The sequence below is a fragment of the Nocardia citri genome (assembly GCF_054065835.1).
This window is the reverse complement of record NZ_JBSUQM010000006.1, coordinates 98,940-120,652: the sequence shown is the minus strand read 5'-3', so window position 1 is coordinate 120,652 and position 21,713 is coordinate 98,940. Positions and strand designations below refer to the sequence as shown.

Here is a 21,713-nt window from a genome sequence, read left to right as displayed (position 1 = left end):
CCGTCAGTCCTGATAGGTCGGGGCGGGCGGTGCGGGCACCGGCCCTAGCGCGATCAGGTACTGCTGGTAGAGCCGGGACCAGGTGCCGTCGTTGCGGATACGCTCCAGCGTGCCGTTGACGAAGCGGACGAGATCGTCGTTGCCCTTGGGGATTCCGATGCCGTAGGGCTCGACGCTGATGCTGGGGCCGACCAACTCGGTATACGCCGAGTCCTGCGTGGCCAGGCCCGCGAGGATGGCGTCGTCGGTGCTGATCGCGTCGACTTGGCGCTGCTGAAGTACTACCAGACAGTCGGCCCAGGTGGGCACGGTGAGGATGGTCGCGGTGGGCTGTTCGCGACGCATATGGTCCAACGAGGTGGTGCCGGATACGATGCACACCCGCTTACCCGCCAGATCGGCCAGACTTCGGATGCCGGAGCTCTTCACCGCGAGTACGCGCTGATTCGCGTGCAGATAGACGGTGGAGAAGGTGACCTTCTGTCGCCGTTCACAATTGATCGTCATCGTCTTGGCGACCATATCGACGACATGGTTTTGCAAGGCGGACTCGCGCTCCGCGGAGCCGAGACTGCGGTATTCGATCTGCTCCGGACTGCCGAGCAGATCGCGGGCGACCTCCCTGGCGATATCGGCGTCGAAGCCGACAATCGTGCCGCTGACCGGATCCCGGAAGCTGAACAGGTTACTTCCGGTATCCAATCCGACAACCAGCCGACCGCGGGCGCGAATCGCGTCGATGGTCGGCCCACGGGCGGCCGTACCCGCGCCGGTGGGCCGCAAACTCGCGGTCGGGTCGCCGCACTGCTGGTCGCGTTCCGGTGGAATCGGCGCGTCCGTCGGTATCGAAACGGCTTTGGCGGGCAACGGCGGTTCGGTGTACTTGGTGGTTTTGGTATCGGTCGCGCCCGAGCTCGCCGCGCACCCGGCGAGCAGGGTAACCGCGGCGAGCGCGGCGAGTAGTCCGCGCACGTTGGTCATCGGTACTCCCGAAGTCGCGGCCAGATACCGACGCCGACACAGGCCGCGGCGAGTAGCCCGAGCACCGTCGCACCCGGCGACAGGAAGTCCAGTGATCGGGCCGCGCCGGAGATGTTGTCGCGCAACGTATCGCGCGTCGCGTCCAACCCCAGCCCCAGAGCGTGGTCCAGCGATTCCACTTGTGCGGTGGCATCCGCCGAACCGGGCCCGGTCGCCACCACCGCCGCCCCGACGAAGTCGCCGCGCGCGAGCGTGTCGTTCATGCGTTGATGGGCCGCGCGCCAACGGATCAGCGACTGCCTGGCCTTCGCGATCTCATCGGCCGCGGGCGCATCGGACGGATAGCCGCTGAGCAGTTCGTCGAGCCGGGTGACACTCGACTCGTAGGTCCGGTCGTAGTCGCCGGTGGCGTCGCGGCGCACCAGCTTCAGCGTCTCCGCCGAACGGGCCTGCTGGGTCAGGATGCGGCTCTCGGTCAAGCGCGAACTCGGCACCGCGCCGTGGTCGCGGCCGCCGATCATTTCCGCAGCGGAGACGAATCCGGCGGTCAGCGTCCACGCCAACAGGATCAGTATCGCGGCCGAGGCCAGGAGCAGTCCCGGATTGAGTACGCGGTGCCAGCGCTTCGACAGATCGAACTGCGCCCAGATCAGTGTTCCCAGCGCCAGGATCAGCAGCCCGATCGCGGGCCACGGCGGCTGCATATGATGCCGCTGCGCGGCGCTCACCGCATCTGAGCGATGGCTCTGCAACTGTGCGGCCATCGGCAGCAGGATGGTCTGCATCTGATTCGATGCCTCGCTCAAATACGCTGCGCCGACCGGGTACCCGTTGCGATTGTTCGCACGGGCGGTTTCGACTAGACCAGAGTAGACCGGCAGTCCGGTGGCGATGCCCGTGCGCAGCCGGGTATCCGGATCGTCATCGGTGGCCCGCCCGCCCGCATGACCCGATTGCGTCACCAATTCCGCGGCAGCCTCGCCGAGCGCCTGGCTGTAGCGATCGCGCACGGCCTCCGGTTCCAGGCCGCCCGCGATGAATGCGGTACTCGCCGCGGCGTCGGCGATGGACAGCGAGGTGTAGAGGTGATGGGAGGAGTTCGCGTCCGGCTCGGTGTCGTCGAGCAGGATGTCGAGCGTCTGCTGGCGATCGCTCACCGTCGTGGCGGCCATCATGCCCGCGGCCAGGCACAGGCCGATGAGCAGCAGGCCGATGGCGATCAGCCGGCCCGGCGTCGATAGCGCGAAAGATCGTAGGTCGGCCGGGTCCAGATGGACGCGTAGCCCCGTCTCGCGCGGCATGCCCGGCCGCTCGGGCCCGCTATCGGCCGTGACCGACGGCGGCCGCGGAGCCGTCGTCGAGTCGAGCGCTGCCATCTCCACCTCCCCGGTTGGTGCGCACATAGTGCTCCTGCTGGGAGCTTATTGTGGTCTTACCGGCGCCGTGGCGTGTGAAACACCCCCGCTACGGCTGGATGAGGATGGTAACCAGATGCGTGGTGACGGTGACGGTTGGTCGCGGGGACCGGATGGATTGCGGCATTGGGGCCGCTTCGGAGCCGCCGGACTGCTGTTGCGCGCCCCGCTCGCGGGCGGTGGTTCGGCGGTGTTGTTGCAGCACCGCGCGCCCTGGAGTCATCAGGGCGGCACCTGGGCGCTGCCCGGCGGCGCTCGCGACAGCCACGAGACCCCGGTGCACGCGGCGGTCCGCGAGGCGTGGGAGGAAGCGGGCATCGATCCCGCCGATGTCCGGGTGCGTGGCGAGCGAGTCACCGCGACGGCATTGAGCGGCTGGACGTACACCACCGTGGTGGCCGATGCCGTGATGACCCTGCAGACCAGTCGCAATCCGGAGAGCAGTGCGCTGGCCTGGGTGCCCGAGAACGAGGTCGACAGTCATCCGCTGCACCCCGGCTTCGCCCTGTCCTGGCCGACGCTGCGCGCGGCTCCGGCGCGCGTGCGCCTCGACGACATCGCTGTGGACGACGCCGATACTGTGGTGGCCGCGCTACCGCGCACCGTCGACCTCGCCGATCAGGGCTTCGTCTGGTTGCATGCGGATCCCGATGGACCCGGCGCCCACGCCCGTATCGTCGACGCGGATACGGATTCGATGGACGCGGTGTCGCCAGATGTGAATCCGGCGACCGTGCCGGTGGATTCGATCTTGTCGTTGACCCGAGTTCAGGTGTTGTCCTGAAAACCGCGCGCAGCGTGCACTTTCGCGTGGGTGTCGCAGATACGCCAGATTTCGCGGAAGTCGGTCACCGCCGCGCCATCATGAAACTCCCGCTTCGGGATCGCGCTGAGCAGCTCTCAGTTGCGGTGCGCGTTGGTGAGCAGCGCTGTCTTGAGATGCCGCGCCGCCGCCTCCGGATCACGCGCCTCGGTAATCGCACGCACCACGACAATGCGCTCCGCTCCGGCCGCCAGCACCTCGGGTAGTCGCTCGGCATCGATGCCGCCGATGGCGAACCACGGGCGGGTCGGGTGGGCGTCGGCGGTGGAGCGCACCAGGTCCAGGCCAGCGGCCTGACGTCCCGGCTTGGTCGGCGTCGCCCACACCGGTCCGGTGCAGAAATAGTCGATGTGCTCGTCGATCGCCGCGAGCCCGGCCTGCGCCCGGTTGCTGGTGGAGCGCCCGATAACCACATCGGGGCCGAGAATGCGTCTGGCGTACCACGGGGGTAGATCGTTCTGTCCGAGGTGCAGGACGTCGGCGCTGGCGGCGAGCGCGATATCGGCGCGGTCGTTCACCGCGACCAGTGCGCCGTGCCGACGGGCCGCGGCCTTCAATTCGGCGAGTGCGCCGATCTCGGCCTTGGCCTCGAGCGGGCCGAACTTCGCCTCACCGGGCGAACCTTTATCCCTGAGCTGAATGATGTCGACACCGCCCGCGAATGCCGCCTCGGCGAATCTGGCCAGATCGCGCTTGTCCCTGCGCGCGTCGGTGCACAGATACAACCGGGCGGTAGCCAAACGCTCCCTGGGCGGTAGGGACCGGAACTGGTGGGAGGGTTGCACGTGCTCGACCGTAGTCGCGCTACCGTGGGGATGCGAATAGTGAGGCAGGTGGATTGATGCGGACTCTGGCCGTCGTGGGCGGTGGCGTCATCGGACTCGCCGCTGCCTGGCGGGCTGCCGAGGCGGGGTGGTCGGTCACCGTATTCGATCCTGCCGTCGGATCCGGTGCCTCCTGGGTTGCCGGGGGAATGCTCGCACCGCTATCCGAGGGCTGGCCCGGCGAGGATCGGGTGCTGGAATTCGGTGCCGCGTCGCTGGTCCGCTGGCCCGAATTCGCCGCGCGGCTCGAATCGACGACCGGCGTGGCGGTTTTCGTCGCCGAGGAAACCCTGACCGTCGCGCTGGATGGCGCGGACGCCGCCGACCTGCGCACGGTGGCCGAATGGGTGGGTGCGCGCGGTCATGAGCTCGAAGTGCTCGATCGAGCCGGAGTACGCGCGCTCGAACCCGCGTTGGCACGCACCGTGCGCGTCGGTCTGCGCTCGGCCGCCGAACCCGCCATCGACAACCGACGACTGCTCGATTGCCTCCAAAAGGCTTGCGGCACAGTCGGAATCGAGATGCGCGCGGAGACTGTCGACACGGTGGACGCGCTGCCGCACGACCAGATCGTGCTCGCCGCGGGCGCCGCATCGGCACGGCTGTGGCCGGGACTGCCGGTCCGTCCGGTGAAGGGCGAGATTTTGCGCCTGCGCCGTCGTCCGGGCGCGACACCCCCGCCGCGGCGCGTGATTCGCGCGCGGGTGCACGGCAGAGCGGTCTACCTGGTGCCGCGCGCGGACGGAATCGTCGTCGGCGCAACGCAATACGAGGCGGGCTACGACACCACCGTGACCGTCGCCGGAGTCCGCGACCTGATCGCCGACGCCGAGGCGGTGCTGCCCGGAATCGGCGAATACGAATTGGCCGAGGCCAGCGCCGGATCCAGGCCGGGCACCCCCGACAACCTGCCCGTGATCGGGCGGCTCACCGACCGGGTCGTGGCGGCCACCGGACACGGCCGCAACGGCATCCTCGCGGTACCGCTCACTGTCGACGCGGTGCTGAGCCTGCTCGACGGCACTGCCCTCGCTGCCGCGAAAGCCGCCGACCCTCAACGTTTTTCGACGGCGCACTCGCCGTCACTCGCCATATCAGGAGGAGTTCGATGACCTCGGTCCCCATCGGTGTCACCGTGAACGGGCAGGACCACGAATTCGACCGATCCCTCACGGTGCGTGAACTTCTCGATCGGCTCGGGTTGCCGTCGCAGGGGGTCGCGCTCGCGGTGGATGGTGCGGTTTTCCCGAAGTCCCGCTGGGACGAACCGGTGGGTCGCGGCTGGGAGATCGAAGTGTTGACGGCGGTTCAGGGTGGCTGACGTACTGGAGATCGCGGGCAAGCAGTTCGGCTCCCGCCTCATCATGGGTACCGGCGGTGCCGAGAATCTGGTCGTGCTGGAGGAGGCGCTGGTCGCCTCGGGCACCGAGCTGACCACGGTCGCCATGCGCCGCGTCGATGCCGTCGGCGGCACCGGCGTGCTCGACCTGCTCAAACGCCTCGAGATCATGCCGCTACCCAATACCGCCGGTTGTCGCACCGCTGCCGAGGCCGTGCTCACCGCACAACTGGCCGCGGAGGCGCTCGACACCAACTGGGTCAAACTCGAGGTGATCGCCGACGAGCGCACCCTACTGCCCGACCCCATCGAATTGCTCACCGCCGCAGAACAATTGGTCGATGCCGGATTCGTCGTACTGCCCTACACCACCGACGACCCGATCCTGGCCCGCCGCCTCGAGGACGCGGGCTGCGCCGCCGTCATGCCGCTCGGCGCCCCGATCGGCACCGGCCTCGGCATCGGCAATCCGCACAATATCGAGATGATCGTCGCCGATGCGGGCGTCCCGGTCATCCTCGACGCGGGTATCGGCACCGCGAGCGATGCCACCCTGGCCATGGAACTCGGCTGCTCGGCCGTATTGCTCGCCACCGCCGTCACCCGAGCTCAGCACCCCGCCCTGATGGCAGCGGCCATGCGCTCCGCGGTCGATGCGGGCCACCTCGCCCGCCTCGCAGGCCGCATCCCCAAACGCTTTTGGGCACAAGCTTCCTCACCAGCCCGCTGAGTGGGGGCTACCCTGTCGCCTGTGGTCGGCACTCGCGCCGGTATGTGCAAGTCAGGTGCGTCAAAAGTGAGCGCCGGAAGCCGCGCATATTCCTACGCCCGCATACACATGCCCGTAGGCTCGGATCATGGCGGATCTCGGCGAACGCCTGCAATCGGTTCGGAAGCGGCGCGGACTGACACAGCGGGAGCTTGCACAGGCTTCGAACGTCTCGGTGTCGCTGGTCCGCAAGATCGAGCAGGGTGAGCGCGACGACGCCCGGATCGAAACTCTGCGCCGGATGGCGGTCGCACTGGAGTGTCCGGTGTCTGTTTTGCTCGGCCCGAATCCGGGGCCACCGAAGAGTGGCGGCGGCAATCTGTGGCTCCCGACACGTACCGCAATTCTGTCGCCGAAGCATGCGCAAGACGGTGGCTCGGTGGCCGATCGTGCCATGGCGGAAGCCCTTACCGGCGCTGTAAAGCTGTACCACGACAACGAATACGAGCGGCTCGCCGCCGTGTTGCCTCGGCTGATCGAGGACGGCTATGCCGGGTCTCCCCTCATGCGCTCGCGGATTCTGCAACTTGCCGGATCTGTGCTGGTCCAGACTCGTCAGCTCCAGCCGGCGCGGGTGGCGCTGGAGCGTTCCCTGGCCGAAGCCGAAGCGACCGGCAACGTACTCGACGCGGCGTCGGCCGTGGTGACCCTGTGCTGGCTGCTGCTGGTCGAGCGGCAGTTCGACAAGGTTCGCGAGCTGGCCACACAATGGGCCGATCGGGTTGAGCCGCGACTGTCGGTGGCCACCACCGAGGAGATCTCCACGTGGGGTTGGTTGCTGTTGCGCGCGTCCGCCGCAGCCATCAGGGACAACCGGTCCGATGAGGCCGACGACATGATGCGTCTCGCCCAAGCAGGTGCGGTCGCGGTCCGCCGTCAACCGCGCGGCTACCACCAATATTGGACGACTTTCGATGTGGCGACGGTCGCGATGAAGCGCGTGGAGAACGCGGTTGTGGACGATCGACCGGACCTGGCGCTGCGACTGGCCCGCAACGTACCGGTGGGACTGCGGCCGACGTCGGACAACCGAAACCGGCATCTGCTGGACGTCGCGCACGCACATATCGAGCTGCGCCGCTACGACGCGGCGTTCGAAACCCTGTTCCGCTTGTCTCGCGAAGCCCGGCCGTGGTTGATCGAGCAGCGGATGGCCCGGGATCTGGTCGGCAGGATCATCACCCGGCGACGCACTCTCACCGATGAAATGCGCGAGCTGGCTGATCTCGTCTGCCTGGAATGCTAAGCGCACCAATCTCTTTCGGCTGACCGCTACTTTCTGGGCGCATGATTTCGTTGTGGCACTTCCGTGATGTCCCTCGGCAAAGTGCCATTGAATGCCGTAGGTCCCCGGTGTGACGCTCGAGATAGCACGCGCCGCCGAGTCGATGGCCTTCGGCACCTCGGCGGCGGGTGCCCACCAAGTCGAACGAGGGGGGTATATGCGATGCGAGATGAGCCGACCGCGTTGGGATGGGTCGACCTCGATATCAGTTCGGCGCCGGATTGGGATGCGGCGCAGGTGCGTCGGCTCGCGCAGCGGTTGGGGTACGCATTGATCTGGGCGCCGGAGTTTTCGCCGGTTCCGCTGGTTGATCAGGTGCGTTGCGCTGATGTGGATGCGGTGATCGCGCCGTCGCTCGAACACCTGAATGTGCTTGCGGTGAACGCGATTATGAGTGTGGCCGATGTGGAGTTCGTGCTGCCGCGGCTGTCATTTCATCGTTGGGCGGCGGTCGCGCCTGCCGGGCGGATGCGGTGAGCGGGACGGTTGTGTTCGAGTTGGCTGTGGCGGTTGGGTTGCCGCTGGTGGTGCTTATCGGCACGGTGTGCTGGCCGACCCGTGACCGCGATCGCGAGGACGACGAGTAGCCCCGGTTCACGCACGGCCAACGACGGGCCGCTCGGAGCCCGGGTCGTTAACGAGGGCATCGGTCAGGGGAGATACCCTGATGCGGCTCGGGGGCGGTGGGATCTGCGGTCATCCTCGAGGATGATTGAACTCGGCACCATTTGATGACGCGGGTGGCCGCGGAATGAGGAAAGCTGGTCGACATGATCGAGCTGAAAGGCCTGACCAAGCATTACGGGCAGACCGTCGCGGTGCAAGATCTCTCCTTCACCGTTCGACCGGGACAGGTAACGGGGTTTCTCGGGCCGAACGGCGCCGGTAAATCCACCACTATGCGGATGATTCTCGGCCTGGACAGGCCCACTGCGGGCACCGCGCTGATCCAGGGCAAGCCCTACCACGAGTTGGACCATCCGCTGCGCGCCGTCGGTGCGCTGCTGGATGCCAAGTGGGTGCACCCGAACCGTTCGGCTCGCGCGCATCTGCAGTGGATGGCCGCCTCCAACGACATCGCCATGTCCCGCGTGGACGAGGTGCTGCGGCTGGTCGGCCTGTCCGAGGTGGCGGGTAAGAACGCCGGTGGCTTCTCCCTCGGTATGTCGCAGCGGCTGGGGCTGGCCGGGGCACTGCTCGGCGATCCGCCGGTACTGCTGTTCGACGAGCCGGTGAACGGCCTGGATCCGGAGGGCATCCTCTGGATCCGTCGCTTCATGCAGCGCCTCGCGGCCGAGGGGCGGACCGTGCTGGTCTCCAGCCATCTGCTTTCCGAAATGGCGCAGACCGCGGAACATTTGGTCGTCATCGGACGCGGTCAGCTGATTTCCGATTCGACTACACACGAATTCATCGAGCGCGCCTCGGAACAGTCCGTGCGCGTACGTAGTCCGCAGCTCGAGCAGTTGCGCAGCCTGCTCACCGCCAATGGCATGACCGTCCGCGAGGATGGTGCGGGCCAGGACGGCGCCGCATTGATCGTGGCCGGGGTGAGTAGTGACGCGGTCGGCAAGCTGGCCGGTGTGAACGACATCACCCTGTTCGAATTGGCGCCGCAACGGGCCTCGCTGGAGGAGGCTTTTATGCGGATGACCGGCGGTGCGGTGCAGTACCACGGCGAAGGCTTCGACCCGGCGGGAACCACGCAGGGCCCCGCGAACGCCGCGTCCTACACAGCGATGGGAGGTGCGCTCTGATGGGCGTGCTGGCAGCGGAACGTATCAAACTCACCTCGACCAGGTCGCCGTGGTGGTGCTCGGCGATCGTGGTGGTGCTCGCCCTCGGCTTGGCCGCGCTCTTCGCGGTGGTGGCCCGCTCGTCATCGGGCAAGGAGAACGCGCTGGACCTGACCGTCGCCACGGCAGTCGGCGGGATCAGCGGATTCGGCGTAATGGTCCTGATGATCATGGCCACCTTGACCGTGACCAGCGAATATCGCTTCGGCATCATCCGGACCACATTCCAGGCGACGCCGCATCGCGCCAAGGTGATCGCCACCAAGGCGGGCCTGGTCGGCGTGTACGGCGCGGTGCTCACCATTGTGCTGGCCTTCGCCGCCGTCGCGATCGCCAAGGCGGTCGGCGGTGATGCGGGCAAAGACCTGACGCTCTCCGGCGGCAATGCCTGGCGCGAGATCTATGGCATTCCGATCTATGCCCTGCTCAGCGTGATCCTCGCGGTCGGCATCGGGGTGCTGGTCCGGCAGTCGGCCGCGGCGATTTCGCTGATCGTGCTGTGGCCTCTTTTGATCGAGCCGCTGCTCGGCGCGTTCGGCAGCTTTGGACGCAATGTGCAGCCGTTGCTGCCCTTCGCGAATGCGAGCCACTTCTACAGCGCCACGGAATCGCCGGCGAACTGGCACTGGGGCCCGTGGGGGAGCCTGCTCTACTTCGCGGCTTTTGTCGCGATTGTCTTCGGCGCCGCACTGGTAATGGTCAACCAACGCGACGCATGATGGATACTGCCCGAGTTGCCTTCCCTCGCCGCTCGGGTAACGGGTGCCGACCTTGCAGGGAGGTCCGAGCGCCCCGCGCACCGTCTGCCACTGCCCGGCGGACGATGCGACATCGGCCCGGTGTGCGAATCCCCTTCCACACCGGGTCGGTGCATGTGTTCGGGACAATCCGGGCGGCATGTGAACATCCCGGAAACTATGAACGGCTCCGCTTCCATCCCGGATCGACGCTCGCTACGCTCGGTGTCGGCAACCAGTGAGTTACCCATTGGCGGACCCGGTGTAGTGCCCGCTCTATCTGATCGAGGGGGCGCAGGTGGCGACAGTAAGTAACCCGCCGACGGTTGGTCGGCTGAGATACGCCCGGGGCGTGACCGAAACATCTTCCCGTGATGCTGAGCCGGGGACGGAGAACAACGGCGGCTTTGCGCCCGCGGCGGCCAGACCGCTGGCGCCCGCCGACGAGGACGGATCCACTCATCGCGGCTCGGGAATTCGGCGCGGGCAGCTGTGCGCACTGATGAATGCCGCGAATCAGCGGCCCGACATCGTCGGTGCGCTGCGCAAGGCGCGTGAACAGCTGCCCGGTGACCCGTCTTTCGGTGACCCGCTTTCGGTTTCGGGTCCCGGCGGTGCCCGCGCGGTGGCGCGCGCGGCGGATAAGTTGGTCGGCGATACGCCGAGCGCGGCCCGGGAAATCGGGTTCGGCGCACTGCAGCTCTGGCAGGCCGTGTTGGAGCGGGTCGGCCGCGGACGAGGTAGCGAAGAAGTAACTGTGATGTTCACCGATCTGGTGGCGTTCTCCAGTTGGTCGCTCTCAGCGGGCGATGAGGCGACCCTCGAATTGCTGCGCGGGGTAGCCAAGGCCATCGAGCCGCCGATCGCCGATCGTGGCGGCCAGGTGGTCAAGCGGATGGGTGACGGTGTGATGGCCGTGTTCACCTCGGCCGATCGCGCGGTGCGCGCCGCTGTGCAGGCCAAACAGAATCTGGCCGATGTCGATATGCGCGGTTATCGCCCGCAGATGCGGATCGGTCTGCACACCGGCACGCCGCGCGAGATCGGCGGCGACTGGCTCGGTGTGGATGTGACGATCGCCGCGCGGGTGATGGAGGCCGGTGGTAAGGGCAACACCATGCTTTCGCACGCGACCTTGCGGTCCGTCGCGCCGCAGACGCTCGCGGAACTCGGGTTCTCGGTCACGCCGTATCGGCGCAGTTTCTTCGCCGCACCGCTGAGTGGCGTGCCGGAGGATCTGCGGATCTTCCACCTGTCGGAGAGCTCTGTCTGATCTGCCGCGCCTGCGTCGCGGCGTGAGATGCCTACATCAGCCAGGCGACGGCACCCGCGGCGGCGAGTACGGCGAGCACTGCCAGGACGATGGCGAGTGGGCGGGTGGTCTTCCAGGTGGAGAAGGCCCCGCCCAGTAGGAACCCGGCCAGCGCGAACAGGATGACGGACGACATCCAGTCATTCTGCCTCGCGCCCGCCGCCCAATTAACAATCACGCGTGCTTGCTTTATTTGTGGTCCGGTGTGATGCTGGATTCCGGAACGCGGACTCCACCGGCAGCGCAGGGCGGCGGGCCGGGACGGTTCGCCGCACAGGAGGCCGTCCAGCGATGAGTATGCTGGCCGTCGATCCGGAGCTGATCCGAATCGGCAACTGTTCGGGGTTCTACGGTGATCGCCTCAGTGCCATGCGGGAGATGCTCGAGGGCGGGCAGCTCGATGTGCTCACCGGGGACTATCTCGCCGAGCTGACCATGCTGATCCTCGGCCGCGACCGGATGAAGGATCCCGGCCTCGGATACGCCAAGACCTTCGTCCGGCAGATCGAGGACTGCCTCGGGCTGGCGCTGGAACGCAATGTTCGGATCGTCACCAATGCGGGCGGACTCAACCCGGCCGGGCTCGCGGAGAAGCTGCGCACGGTCGCCACGGATCTCGGGCTCGAGGCCGAGGTCGCCCACGTCGAGGGTGACGACTTGCTGAGCCGGGCGGCCGAACTCGGCCTCGGGTCGCCGCTGACCGCCAATGCCTATCTCGGTGCCTGGGGCATCGTGGAATGTTTGCATGCGGGCGCGGATATCGTGGTCACCGGTCGGGTCACCGACGCTTCGGTGATCGTCGGCCCGGCCGCCGCCCATTTCGGTTGGGGGCGAACCGATTACGATGAGCTGGCCGGTGCGGTCGTGGCCGGGCATGTGATCGAGTGCGGTACCCAGGCCACCGGCGGCAACTTCGCGTTCTTCACCGAGCTGGCCGATCTGGGACGGCCCGGGTTCCCCATCGCCGAAGTGCGCAGGGATGGCAGCAGTGTCATTACCAAGCATCAGGGCACCGGTGGTGCGGTCACGGTGGATACCGTTGCGGCACAGCTGATGTACGAGATCCAGGGGGCGCGTTACGCGGGGCCGGATGTCACCACGCGGCTGGACAGCATCGAGCTGAGTCAGCAAGGGCCCGATCGGGTGCTGATCGGCGGCGTGACCGGCGAAGCACCGCCGCCGCGGCTCAAGGTGTCGCTCAATACGCTCGGCGGTTTCCGCAATGAGATGGAGTTCGTGCTCACCGGACTCGATATCGAAGCGAAAGCCGCACTGGCGCAACGACAACTGGAGTCCTGGCTGCCGGTTCTTCCCGCGGAGTTGAGCTGGACCTTGGTACGACTCGACCGGCCGGATGCCGAAACCGAGGAGCAGGCAAGCGCTTTGCTGCGCTGCGTGGTGCGCGATCCGGATCCGAACAAGGTCGGCCGCTCCTTCTCCAATGTCGCGGTCGAGCTGGCCTTGGCGAGCTATCCGGGTACCAATTTCACCAGTCTGCCCGGCAACGGTTCGCCGTACGGTGTGTACACACCGGGATTCGTCGATGCCGCCGAGGTGCCGCACGCGGCGGTGCTGGCGCGGGGCACACGCGTCGATATCGCACCCGCGTCGGACACGCTGGAATTGGCGGAGGTCGCCGAACCGCAACTGCCGGAGCCATTGCCCGCCAAGCAAACTCGCCGAGTGCCGCTGGGCACGATCGCGCTGGCCCGCAGCGGCGACAAGGGCGGCAATGCGAATATCGGCGTGTGGGTCCGCACGGATGAGCAGTGGCGCTGGCTGGCGCACACGCTGACGGTGGATCGGATCAAAGAATTGCTGCCCGAGGCCGCGCCGCTGACCGTCACCCGCCACGTCCTGCCGAATCTGCGTGCCGTGAACTTCATTATCGAGGGTCTGCTCGGACAGGGGGTGGCCTATCAGGCCCGCTTCGATCCGCAGGCCAAGGGGCTCGGCGAATGGCTGCGCTCGCGTCATGTCGATATCCCATCGGAGTTGCTATGAGTCCGTGGAATACGCCGGAACGGCGCGAATTGCGCGCCACTGTAAGAGGTTTCGCGGAACGAGAGGTGCTGCCGTACCTCGATGCCTGGGAGCGTGACGGCGAGATCCCGCGCGAACTGCACAAGAAGGCCGGGGCGCTCGGCCTGCTCGGCATCCAATTCCCGGAATCCGCAGGGGGTTGCGGCGGTAACGGTATCGACGCCATGATCGTCTGTGAGGAGATGCATCGGGCCGGCTGTTCCGGCGGTCTCTTCGCTTCGCTGTTCACCTGCGGTATCGCGGTGCCACACATTATCGCCTCGGGCAATGACGATCTGATCGAGCGCTTCGCACGCCCGACACTGGCCGGAGAGAAGATCGGCTCGCTCGCGATCACCGAGCCAGACGGTGGCTCCGATGTCGGCCACCTCACCACCACCGCGCGCCGCGATGGTGACCATTACATCGTCGATGGCGCCAAAACCTACATCACCTCGGGTGTGCGCGCCGATTTCGTGGTGACCGCCGTGCGCACGGGCGGCCCCGGTTCCGGCGGGATTTCGCTGCTGGTCGTGGAGAAAGGCACGCCGGGCTTCACGGTCAGCCGCAAGCTCGACAAGATGGGCTGGTGGGCCTCCGATACTGCCGAACTGTCCTATGTGGATGCGCGGGTGCCGGTGGAGAATCTGGTGGGCCCGGAGAATTCCGGTTTCTATCAGATCGCCGGTGCGTTCGTCAGCGAACGGATCGGGCTTGCGGTGCAGGCCTATTCGCAGGCCCAGCGCTGCCTTGACCTGTCGCTGGACTGGGTGCGCAACCGAGAGACCTTCGGCCGCCCCCTGATCAGCAGGCAGGCCGTGCAGAATACGGTGACCGAAATGGCCCGCCGCATCGATGTGGCCCGCGTCTACACCCGAAATGCGGTGCAGCACTGGGAGACGGTGGCCGACGCGGTCGGCGGGGTGAGTGGATACCGCGCCGAAGGCGAGACCGATTTGATCGCCGAAGTATGTTTCGCGAAGAACACCGCCGTGGCGGCGAGCGAATGGGTGGTCAATCAAGCCGTGCAGCTATTCGGCGGCCTCGGCTATATGCGCGAATCCGAGGTCGAGCGGCAATACCGCGATATCCGCATTCTCGGCATCGGCGGTGGCACAACGGAAATCCTGACCGGACTGGCGGCGAAACGATTGGGGTACCAGTGATGACAGCATCGCGTAGCGATTCGATGGGGGGTGGCGGTCGGGCGACGGGTGGGCCGACACTACGCACCGCTCTCGATACCGCATCGCCGGAGTACACGGCCGCGGCCGAGGCCATGACCAGCAAACTCGCCGAGGTGGAGGCGGAATTCGTCAAGGCCATCGCGGGCGGTGGCCCGGATAAGCTGGCCCGGCATCGCAAGCGCGGCAAACTGACCGCGCGCGAGCGCATCGAACTACTCATCGACGAGGATTCGCCATTCCTGGAACTGTGCCCACTTGCCGCATGGGGCAGCGAATTCCACGTCGGTGCGAGTGTGGTGTGCGGTATCGGCATTGTCGAAGGCGTCGAATGCATGATCGTCGCACCGGATCCCACCGTGCGCGGCGGCACCTCGAATCCGTGGACGTTGCGCAAGAACCTGCGCATGAACGACATCGTCATGCAGAACCGCCTGCCGGTGATCGGACTCGTCGAATCCGGTGGCGCGGATCTGCCGACGCAGAAGGAAGTCTTCGTACCCGGCGGACGGATGTTCCGCGATCTGACGAGGGCCTCGGCGGCCGGAATTCCGACCATCGCTGTGGTTTTCGGCAATTCCACCGCAGGTGGCGCTTACATCCCGGGTATGTCCGATTACACGGTGATGATCAAGGAACGCTCCAAGGTATTCCTCGGCGGACCGCCGCTGGTCAAGATGGCCACCGGTGAGGAATCCGATGACGAATCGCTCGGCGGTGCGGATATGCACGCGCGGGTCTCGGGTCTGGCCGATTATCTGGCGATCGACGAGCAGGACGCGATCCGCATCGGCCGCTCCATCATCAAGCGACTGAACTGGAAGAAACAGGGGCCGGCGCCGCGCGCCGAGGTGATCGAACCGCTGCACGACCAGCAAGACCTGCTCGGCATCGTCCCAGCAGATCTGAAGATCCCGTTCGATCCGCGTGAGGTGATCGCCCGCATCGTCGACGGTTCCGATTTCGACGAATTCAAACCGCTGTACGGCAGCAGTCTGGTCACCGGGTGGGCGGAACTGCACGGTTATCCGGTCGGCATTCTCGCCAATGCGCGTGGCGTGCTGTTCTCGGCGGAATCGCAGAAGGCGACCCAGTTCATCCAGCTGGCCAACCAGTCGAATACGTCGCTGCTGTTCCTGCACAACACCACCGGCTACATGGTCGGTAAGGAGTTCGAACAGCAGGGCATCATCAAGCACGGCGCGATGATGATCAACGCGGTATCCAATTCGAAGGTGCCGCATATCTCGCTGCTGATGGGCGCGTCCTACGGCGCGGGTCACTACGGCATGTGCGGCAGGGCCTACGACCCGCGCTTCGTCTTCGCCTGGCCGAGTGCGAAATCCGCTGTCATGGGCGGCGCGCAGCTGGCCGGTGTGATCTCGATCGTGGGCCGGGCGGCCGCGCAGGCCAAGGGCGTGCCGTTCGACGAGGAAGCCGATGCCGGAATGCGCGCCATGGTGGAGGCGCAGATCGAGGCCGAATCGCTGCCGATGTTCATGTCGGGGCGGCTGTACGACGACGGCGTGATCGATCCCCGTGATACTCGCACGGTATTGGGAATGGCGTTGTCGGCCATTCACAATGCCCCAGTCAAGGGCACCGATGGTTTCGGCGTCTTCCGGATGTGAGGGCCGAGATGACAGCATCACGTAGCGATTCCGTGCGGGGCGGCGCTCGGGTGACGGGTGGGCCCATCACCAATGTTCTGGTTGCCAATCGCGGTGAGATCGCCCGTCGGGTATTCGCCACTTGTCGTCGCATGGGTATCGGCACGGTCGCGGTCTATTCCGATGCGGATGCCGCGGCACCACACGTCGCGGAAGCCGATGCGGCGGTACGTCTTCCCGGGAATACCCCGGCCGAGACATATCTGCGTGGCGAGCTGATTATCGAGGCGGCCTCGGCCACCGGCGCCGACGCGATTCATCCCGGATACGGATTCCTTTCCGAGAATGCGGAATTCGCACGGGCGGTGCTGGCGGCCGGACTGGTGTGGATCGGCCCGCCCGTCGAGGCCATCGAACAGATGGGTTCGAAGGTCGCGGCCAAGAAGATGATGGATGCGGTCGGAGTCCCGGTGCTCGCCGAACTCGATCCCGGCGAGGTCACCGCGGCGCAGCTACCGGTGCTGATCAAAGCCTCCGCGGGTGGCGGCGGGCGGGGCATGCGCGTGGTTCGCGAACTCGCCGACCTGGAACCCCAGATCGCCGCCGCGCGCCGGGAAGCCGAATCGGCATTCGGCGATCCGACGGTGTTCTGCGAGCGCTACCTGGAGACCGGCAGACATATCGAGGTCCAGGTCATGGCCGATATCCACGGCACCATCTGGGCCGTCGGCGAGCGGGAATGCTCCATTCAGCGCCGCCACCAGAAGGTAGTCGAAGAGGCGCCGTCACCGCTGGTCGAGCGGATCGACGCCACGCGCGGGTCAGGCCCGCGGGCTGGCGGTGGGGGCCGTCGAAGCGGTACTGCGCGAGGTTTACCCGCGCACGCAGGGCCCGCGCGCACGGCCGATCGGCAGAGCATGCGCGCGCGGCTGTTCGAGGCGGCCGCGCTGGCGGCCGGTGCGATCGGCTACACAGGTGCCGGGACGGTGGAATTCCTTGCCGACGAGACGGGCGAGTTCTTCTTCCTGGAGATGAATACCCGGCTGCAGGTGGAACATCCGGTGACCGAATGCACCACCGGATTGGATCTGGTGCGGACTCAACTGGAGGTCGCTGCCGGCGCCGAGTTGGCCGCCGCGCCGCCCCCGCTGCGCGGGCATTCGATCGAGGTGCGGCTGTACGCCGAGGATCCCGCGCACGACTGGCAGCCGCAGAGCGGTGCGGTGCATCGGCTCGATATCCCTGCGGTGGTCAACGAATTCGACGTTCTCGACCGTCCCGGCGTACGCCTGGATTCCGGTGTGGTGGACGGTTCGATCGTCGGCGTGCACTACGACCCGATGCTCGCGAAGGTCATCTCCTACGCGCAGACTCGTGCCGACGCGGCACGGCTGTTGGCAACGGCCTTGCAGCGTGCCAAGATTCACGGTCTGGTGACCAACCGCGATCTGCTCGTGCGTGTGCTGCGCCATCCGGCATTCCTGGCCGGGGACACCAATACCACATTCTTCGATACGCACGGATTGGATTCGCTCTGCGCACCGTTGGTGTCGCAAGCCGATGAGGCACTGTCCATCGCCGCCGCCGCGCTCGCGGATGCCGCGGCGAATCGGAAGGCGGCCAGGGTCGGCGGCGGGCTGCCCGCGGGCTGGCGGAATCTGCCATCGCAGTCGCAGCACAAGACGTACGAAAGTCGCACCAGCGGAATACATGATATTGGTTACCGCCATAACCGCGCCGGTGTCGCGGTGGACGGTCACGATGGCCTGGAATTGGTGGCAGCGAGTCCCGAGCGTGTGGTCCTCGCGGTTCCCGGTGAACACGGTCTGGTGCGTCGGCAATTCGAGATCGCCCGCTACGGCGACCTGGTCTGCGTGGACTCCCCGCTCGGACCGGTGTCGGTGCGCAAGCTCGCGCGTTTCAGCGATCCCGCCGATCAGCTCGCGCAAGGTTCACTGCTCGCCCCCATGCCGGGCAGCGTGATTCGGATCGGCGCCGAGGTCGGCAGTGCCGTCGCACCGGGCCAGCCGATTCTGTGGCTGGAGGCGATGAAGATGGAGCACACCATCGCCGCGCCCGCCGCGGGCACGCTCAGTGCCCTCAATGTCACCGTCGGCCAGCAGGTCGATGTCGGCGCCGTGCTCGCCGTCGTCGATCCCACCGAATCCCAGGAGAGCTCATGAGACAGCGAGGCGAACGAATCAGGCGCCAATGCGCACAGCGGATACCGCGGTCGAGCGTCAGCGAGGCACAGATATGAGCTTTATCGAAACCGAAGAGCAGAAGGCGCTGCGGGCCGCGGTCGCAGCGCTCGCCGCGAAGTACAGCTTCCGCGATTACGTGCTGCCGAAGGCGCGCAAGAACGAACCGCTCACCGAATTATGGGATGCGGCAGGCAAACTCGGCTTCCTCGGCGTGAATCTGCCGCAGGAGTACGGGGGCGGTGGCGCGGGCATGTACGAACTCGCGCTCGTGCTGGAGGAACTGTCCGCCCAGGGCGCGGGCCTGCTGCTGATGGTGGTCTCACCGGCCATCTGCGGCACCATCATCACCAAATACGGCTCCGACGAGCAGAAACAGCAGTGGCTACCCAAACTCTGCGACGGCAGCGCCAAGATGGTATTCGGTATTACCGAACCCGACGCCGGTTCGAACTCGCACCAGATCACCACCACCGCGCGTCGCGACGGTGACGACTGGATCCTCAACGGCCGCAAGATCTTCATCTCCGGCGTGGACCAGGCCGAGGCCGTGCTCATCGTCGCGCGCACCGAAGACCACAAGACCGGCAAACTCGCGCCCGCGCTGTTCATCGTGCCGACCGATGCTCCCGGCTTCGTCAAGACACCGCAGGAAATGGACATCATCGAGCCGGACCACCAGTTCACGCTCTTCCTCGATGACGTGCGCCTGCCGTCGCAGGCTCTGGTGGGTAAGGAAGATGCCGCGCTCATGCAGCTGTTCGCGGGCCTGAACCCGGAGCGCATCATGGGCGCGGCCATGGCCGTGGGCATGGGGCGCTACGCCATCGACCGTGCCGTCGAATACGCCAAGCAACGCACGGTATGGCAGACACCGATCGGTGCGCACCAAGGCATTTCGCATCCGCTCGCCGCGGTGAAGGTCGAAGTGGAGCTCGCCAAGCTGATGATGCAGAAGGCCGCGACCCTCTACGACGCGGGCGATGAGATGGGTGCCGCCGAGGCCGCGAATATGGCCAAATACGCCGCGGCGGAAGCCAGCATCAAGGCACTCGATCAGGCCATCCAGACCCACGGCGGCGCGGGACTCACCAAGGAGTACGGCCTGGCCGCCATGCTCGCCGCGGCCCGCATCGGCCGCATCGCGCCGGTCAGCCGGGAGATGGTGCTCAACTTTGTCGCCCAGTACTCCCTCGGCCTGCCCAAGTCGTACTGATCCCGAGGAGGCTGGAATGAATTCAGCGTCGCATCGCGACACGATGAGCGGTGGTGGCCGGATCACGGGCGGGCACGAAACGTCTACCGCTGCGTATGTGCGGTACGACGTGCGCGACGGGTTCGCCACGCTGACCTTGGATTCGCCACACAACCGCAACGCGCTGTCGTCGCGGTTGGTCGCCGAACTGCTCGAGGGGCTCGACGCGGCCGCGGCGGATCCCGCCGTCCGCGGCATCGTGCTCGCGCACACCGGCGGTACCTTCTGCGCGGGCGCGGACCTCACCGAGGCCAGCAATGCCGACCCGGCGGTGGCCGCCGACGAGCGCACCCGCGTGATGATCGGCGTACTGCGCCGACTCATCGAAATACCCAAGCCGATCATCGCCCGGATCGCCGGCAATGTGCGCGCGGGCGGTATGGGCATCGTCGCGGCGTGTGACATCGTGGTGGCGGGTCCCGGCAGCAGTTTCGCACTGACCGAGGTGCGAATCGGGTTGGCGCCGTTCATGATTTCGCTGACCCTGCTGCCGCGGCTCAGTCCCCGCGCGGCCAGCCGCTACTACCTCACCGGCGAGAAGTTCGGTGCGGATATCGCCGAGCAGATCGGGCTGGTCACGATCACCGCCGACGATCCGGCGGCCGAGGTGGCCCGGCTGTGCGCCGAGGTGCGCAAGGGCTCCCCGCAGGGCCTGGCCGAGGCCAAGCGACTCGTCAATGCGGACATCCTGGCGCAGTTCGACACCTCGGCAGCGGAGCTCGCGAAACGCTCCGCGAGCTTTTTCGGCACTCCGGAGGTACAGGAGGGCATGCTGGCCTTCTTGCAGCGCCGTCCACCGAGCTGGGAAGCATAACGCCGTGACAACGCCGAGGGCCACAACCACCACAGCCGCCAGCCGGTTCGGAGCGAGCTGATGGTGACACCCCACGGACCCAAGCAGGACCGCAGCCGGGCCACTCGGCAGCGCCTGCTCGAGGCGACTATCGACTGCCTGGCCGAAATGGGTTGGGCGGCGGCCACGGTCTCGGTCGTCGCGGAACGGGCCGGGGTATCGCGGGGTGCGGCCCAGCATCACTTCCCGACCAGGGAAGACCTGATCACCGCCGCACTCGAGTACATGTTCGACAGCCGCACCCAGCAGTCCGAGGACGAGGCGTTGGCGGTGGCCGCACCGGCCGGTGGGGTCGAGCGCACCGAGGCGGTGGTAGCCGGTCTGGTCGACTCCTACACCAGCCCGCTGTTCAAGGCGGCGCTGCAGGTGTGGACTCATGCGGCGGCCGATCCGGCGCTGCGGGAGCGAATTGTGCCGCTGGAGGCCAAATTCGGGCGCGTATCGCATCACCGGGCCGTAGCGGCATTGGGCGTGGACGACGCCGACCCGGTCGCCCACCACCTCGTGCAGGCCACACTCGATATGGCGCGCGGTCTCGGGCTGGCCGACGTCCTGACCGACGATTCGGCGCGGCGCAAGCAGATCGTCTCGCAATGGGCGGCCACACTGCACACCGCATTGCACGCCCCACGATCCTGACCCCGGCGAGTCGGCCGCTAGATCCTTGGCCGGTGACACATGCTGCCACGGTGCCGGGCAATGGCTTTCGCGACTAGCACAGGCCCTGCTGCTGGAGGTGACCCTCGTCGACCGCGTAGGAGGTGGAACCGACGAGGACGCCGAGCAGTCCACCGATGACCAATCCCGGGATCGCGCCGACGAAGAAAATGGGCAGGCCCGCGATGCCGCCGATGGCCGCGCCGAGCAGACCGCCGGCCAGCGTCCTGACCTCGATGGTGTCGCCGGGCGCCAGGCACTGCCCGATGAGCGTAGCCTGCGGGGCCGGTTCGGCTGCCGCGGCGATCGGCTCGGTCGCGACCGGGGCGGTCGGCTCCGCAGATTCGCCCGGTGCGGCCGATGCGGTCGAGGCGAAGCCGACGGTGAGCGCGACAGCGACGAGCGCGCCGATGATGGTTAGGACGAATCTCGACATGCTTCTCACGGTTTTCCTGATGGTTCGACGGTTGGCACTTGACCTGATGGCCGACCCCGACCGGAGTCGTCCCGCGCTGGACCATCATTCTCGGAGTTCGCGGCGCGCGAAAGGGTTTCGCATGAATGCCGCATCAAGAGGATTTCGAGCAAGCCGGTAAAGGAAGCTCGAGGTGCGGTCCGAAATGGCATGTCACACTCGTGCGCCCCTGGTG

21 protein-coding genes are annotated in these 21,713 nt (G+C 66.7%); 16 read left to right on the top strand and 5 right to left on the bottom strand.

All coding sequences use genetic code 11. From position 1 onward, the window contains the following. Window positions 1-3: 3 nt before the first annotated feature. Both ACW2Q0_RS11640 and ACW2Q0_RS11635 read right to left on the bottom strand, forming a co-directional pair. Window positions 4-981 (bottom strand): glutamate ABC transporter substrate-binding protein, encoded by a 978-nt coding sequence (locus ACW2Q0_RS11640; protein ID WP_457189114.1) that lies wholly within the window; start codon window positions 979-981, stop codon window positions 4-6. After that, the gene (locus ACW2Q0_RS11635) at window positions 978-2,282 is read right to left on the bottom strand and encodes a hypothetical protein (RefSeq protein ID WP_457189486.1); all 1,305 of its coding nucleotides are present in this window, start codon (window positions 2,280-2,282) and stop codon (window positions 978-980) included. The genes ACW2Q0_RS11640 and ACW2Q0_RS11635 overlap by 4 nt, the downstream gene beginning before the upstream one ends. A 190-nt stretch (window positions 2,283-2,472) precedes the next feature. Here ACW2Q0_RS11635 and ACW2Q0_RS11630 point away from each other — a divergent pair, with 190 nt between their 5' ends. Continuing rightward, window positions 2,473-3,180 carry an NUDIX hydrolase gene (locus ACW2Q0_RS11630; protein WP_457189112.1) on the top strand — a complete coding sequence of 236 codons (708 nt, stop codon included), beginning with the start codon at window positions 2,473-2,475 and terminating at the stop codon, window positions 3,178-3,180. A gap of 116 nt (window positions 3,181-3,296) precedes the next feature. On the opposite strand, the gene thiE is transcribed toward ACW2Q0_RS11630, so the two are convergent. Further along, entirely contained in the window at window positions 3,297-4,004 is a 708-nt protein-coding gene (thiE, locus tag ACW2Q0_RS11625) for a thiamine phosphate synthase (RefSeq protein WP_457189110.1), read from the bottom strand. A 56-nt stretch (window positions 4,005-4,060) separates the two neighbouring features. Between thiE and thiO the strand changes: the two genes are divergently transcribed. From thiO to ACW2Q0_RS11585, 8 genes are all read left to right on the top strand, one after another. Further along, on the top strand, window positions 4,061-5,155 hold the full coding sequence (gene thiO, locus ACW2Q0_RS11620) for a glycine oxidase ThiO (RefSeq protein ID WP_457189108.1): 1,095 nt from the start codon (window positions 4,061-4,063) through the stop codon (window positions 5,153-5,155). After that, entirely contained in the window at window positions 5,152-5,364 is a 213-nt protein-coding gene (gene thiS, locus ACW2Q0_RS11615) for a sulfur carrier protein ThiS (RefSeq protein ID WP_062990150.1), read from the top strand. Before thiO ends, thiS begins: the two co-directional genes overlap by 4 nt. After that, window positions 5,357-6,112: a thiazole synthase gene (gene thiG / locus ACW2Q0_RS11610; protein ID WP_457189106.1), complete on the top strand. Its 756-nt coding sequence runs from the start codon at window positions 5,357-5,359 to the stop codon at window positions 6,110-6,112. Before thiS ends, thiG begins: the two co-directional genes overlap by 8 nt. Window positions 6,113-6,239: 127 nt before the next feature. Next, complete coding sequence (locus ACW2Q0_RS11605; protein WP_457189104.1) at window positions 6,240-7,397, top strand: helix-turn-helix domain-containing protein; 1,158 nt, start codon at window positions 6,240-6,242, stop codon at window positions 7,395-7,397. Window positions 7,398-7,598: 201 nt separating this feature from the next. After that, window positions 7,599-7,913: a hypothetical protein gene (locus tag ACW2Q0_RS11600; RefSeq protein ID WP_457189102.1), complete on the top strand. Its 315-nt coding sequence runs from the start codon at window positions 7,599-7,601 to the stop codon at window positions 7,911-7,913. A 293-nt stretch (window positions 7,914-8,206) separates the two neighbouring features. After that, complete coding sequence (locus ACW2Q0_RS11595; RefSeq protein WP_457189100.1) at window positions 8,207-9,193, top strand: ABC transporter ATP-binding protein; 987 nt, start codon at window positions 8,207-8,209, stop codon at window positions 9,191-9,193. Beyond that, window positions 9,193-9,951, top strand: a complete 759-nt coding sequence (locus ACW2Q0_RS11590) for an ABC transporter permease (RefSeq protein WP_457189098.1) — start codon at window positions 9,193-9,195, stop codon at window positions 9,949-9,951. The genes ACW2Q0_RS11595 and ACW2Q0_RS11590 overlap by 1 nt, the downstream gene beginning before the upstream one ends. A gap of 520 nt (window positions 9,952-10,471) precedes the next feature. Next, on the top strand, window positions 10,472-11,242 hold the full coding sequence (locus ACW2Q0_RS11585) for an adenylate/guanylate cyclase domain-containing protein (RefSeq protein ID WP_457189484.1): 771 nt from the start codon (window positions 10,472-10,474) through the stop codon (window positions 11,240-11,242). Between the two features lie 31 nt (window positions 11,243-11,273). Here ACW2Q0_RS11585 and ACW2Q0_RS11580 read toward each other — a convergent pair whose 3' ends face one another. Then, window positions 11,274-11,417: a hypothetical protein gene (locus ACW2Q0_RS11580; protein ID WP_457189096.1), complete on the bottom strand. Its 144-nt coding sequence runs from the start codon at window positions 11,415-11,417 to the stop codon at window positions 11,274-11,276. Window positions 11,418-11,572: 155 nt separating this feature from the next. On the opposite strand from ACW2Q0_RS11580, the gene ACW2Q0_RS11575 reads away from it, so the two are divergent. From ACW2Q0_RS11575 to ACW2Q0_RS11545, 7 genes are all read left to right on the top strand, one after another. Then, window positions 11,573-13,285, top strand: coding sequence for an acyclic terpene utilization AtuA family protein (locus tag ACW2Q0_RS11575; protein WP_457189094.1), 1,713 nt, complete (start codon window positions 11,573-11,575; stop codon window positions 13,283-13,285). Next, window positions 13,282-14,469, top strand: a complete 1,188-nt coding sequence (locus ACW2Q0_RS11570; protein ID WP_457189092.1) for an acyl-CoA dehydrogenase family protein — start codon at window positions 13,282-13,284, stop codon at window positions 14,467-14,469. The genes ACW2Q0_RS11575 and ACW2Q0_RS11570 overlap by 4 nt, the downstream gene beginning before the upstream one ends. 23 nt (window positions 14,470-14,492) lie before the next feature. Beyond that, window positions 14,493-16,118: an acyl-CoA carboxylase subunit beta gene (locus tag ACW2Q0_RS11565; RefSeq protein ID WP_457189482.1), complete on the top strand. Its 1,626-nt coding sequence runs from the start codon at window positions 14,493-14,495 to the stop codon at window positions 16,116-16,118. A gap of 8 nt (window positions 16,119-16,126) precedes the next feature. Continuing rightward, entirely contained in the window at window positions 16,127-18,280 is a 2,154-nt protein-coding gene (locus ACW2Q0_RS11560) for an acetyl/propionyl/methylcrotonyl-CoA carboxylase subunit alpha (RefSeq protein ID WP_457189089.1), read from the top strand. Window positions 18,281-18,353: 73 nt separating this feature from the next. Then, complete coding sequence (locus tag ACW2Q0_RS11555; RefSeq protein WP_457189087.1) at window positions 18,354-19,514, top strand: acyl-CoA dehydrogenase family protein; 1,161 nt, start codon at window positions 18,354-18,356, stop codon at window positions 19,512-19,514. Window positions 19,515-19,557: 43 nt separating this feature from the next. Further along, window positions 19,558-20,367 carry an enoyl-CoA hydratase family protein gene (locus ACW2Q0_RS11550; protein WP_457189480.1) on the top strand — a complete coding sequence of 270 codons (810 nt, stop codon included), beginning with the start codon at window positions 19,558-19,560 and terminating at the stop codon, window positions 20,365-20,367. A 60-nt stretch (window positions 20,368-20,427) separates the two neighbouring features. Further along, window positions 20,428-21,045: a TetR/AcrR family transcriptional regulator gene (locus ACW2Q0_RS11545; RefSeq protein WP_457189085.1), complete on the top strand. Its 618-nt coding sequence runs from the start codon at window positions 20,428-20,430 to the stop codon at window positions 21,043-21,045. A 73-nt stretch (window positions 21,046-21,118) separates the two neighbouring features. On the opposite strand, the gene ACW2Q0_RS11540 is transcribed toward ACW2Q0_RS11545, so the two are convergent. Further along, window positions 21,119-21,499, bottom strand: coding sequence for a hypothetical protein (locus tag ACW2Q0_RS11540; protein ID WP_457189083.1), 381 nt, complete (start codon window positions 21,497-21,499; stop codon window positions 21,119-21,121). Between the last annotated feature and the right edge of the window lie 214 nt (window positions 21,500-21,713).

Bases quoted from the DNA above. Each gene is read 5' to 3' on its own strand.
- ACW2Q0_RS11640 (WP_457189114.1), bottom strand. From the start codon at position 981: ATGACCAACGTGCGCGGACTACTCGCCGCGCTCGCCGCGGTTACCCTG.
- ACW2Q0_RS11635 (WP_457189486.1), bottom strand. From the start codon at position 2,282: ATGCCGCGCGAGACGGGGCTACGCGTCCATCTGGACCCGGCCGACCTA.
- ACW2Q0_RS11630 (WP_457189112.1), top strand. From the start codon at position 2,473: ATGCGTGGTGACGGTGACGGTTGGTCGCGGGGACCGGATGGATTGCGG.
- thiO (WP_457189108.1), top strand. From the start codon at position 4,061: ATGCGGACTCTGGCCGTCGTGGGCGGTGGCGTCATCGGACTCGCCGCT.
- thiS (WP_062990150.1), top strand. From the start codon at position 5,152: ATGACCTCGGTCCCCATCGGTGTCACCGTGAACGGGCAGGACCACGAA.
- ACW2Q0_RS11605 (WP_457189104.1), top strand. From the start codon at position 6,240: ATGGCGGATCTCGGCGAACGCCTGCAATCGGTTCGGAAGCGGCGCGGA.
- ACW2Q0_RS11600 (WP_457189102.1), top strand. From the start codon at position 7,599: ATGCGAGATGAGCCGACCGCGTTGGGATGGGTCGACCTCGATATCAGT.
- ACW2Q0_RS11595 (WP_457189100.1), top strand. From the start codon at position 8,207: ATGATCGAGCTGAAAGGCCTGACCAAGCATTACGGGCAGACCGTCGCG.
- ACW2Q0_RS11590 (WP_457189098.1), top strand. From the start codon at position 9,193: ATGGGCGTGCTGGCAGCGGAACGTATCAAACTCACCTCGACCAGGTCG.
- ACW2Q0_RS11585 (WP_457189484.1), top strand. From the start codon at position 10,472: ATGAATGCCGCGAATCAGCGGCCCGACATCGTCGGTGCGCTGCGCAAG.
- ACW2Q0_RS11580 (WP_457189096.1), bottom strand. From the start codon at position 11,417: ATGTCGTCCGTCATCCTGTTCGCGCTGGCCGGGTTCCTACTGGGCGGG.
- ACW2Q0_RS11575 (WP_457189094.1), top strand. From the start codon at position 11,573: ATGAGTATGCTGGCCGTCGATCCGGAGCTGATCCGAATCGGCAACTGT.
- ACW2Q0_RS11570 (WP_457189092.1), top strand. From the start codon at position 13,282: ATGAGTCCGTGGAATACGCCGGAACGGCGCGAATTGCGCGCCACTGTA.
- ACW2Q0_RS11565 (WP_457189482.1), top strand. From the start codon at position 14,493: ATGGGGGGTGGCGGTCGGGCGACGGGTGGGCCGACACTACGCACCGCT.
- ACW2Q0_RS11560 (WP_457189089.1), top strand. From the start codon at position 16,127: ATGACAGCATCACGTAGCGATTCCGTGCGGGGCGGCGCTCGGGTGACG.
- ACW2Q0_RS11555 (WP_457189087.1), top strand. From the start codon at position 18,354: ATGAGCTTTATCGAAACCGAAGAGCAGAAGGCGCTGCGGGCCGCGGTC.
- ACW2Q0_RS11550 (WP_457189480.1), top strand. From the start codon at position 19,558: ATGAGCGGTGGTGGCCGGATCACGGGCGGGCACGAAACGTCTACCGCT.
- ACW2Q0_RS11545 (WP_457189085.1), top strand. From the start codon at position 20,428: ATGGTGACACCCCACGGACCCAAGCAGGACCGCAGCCGGGCCACTCGG.
- ACW2Q0_RS11540 (WP_457189083.1), bottom strand. From the start codon at position 21,499: ATGTCGAGATTCGTCCTAACCATCATCGGCGCGCTCGTCGCTGTCGCG.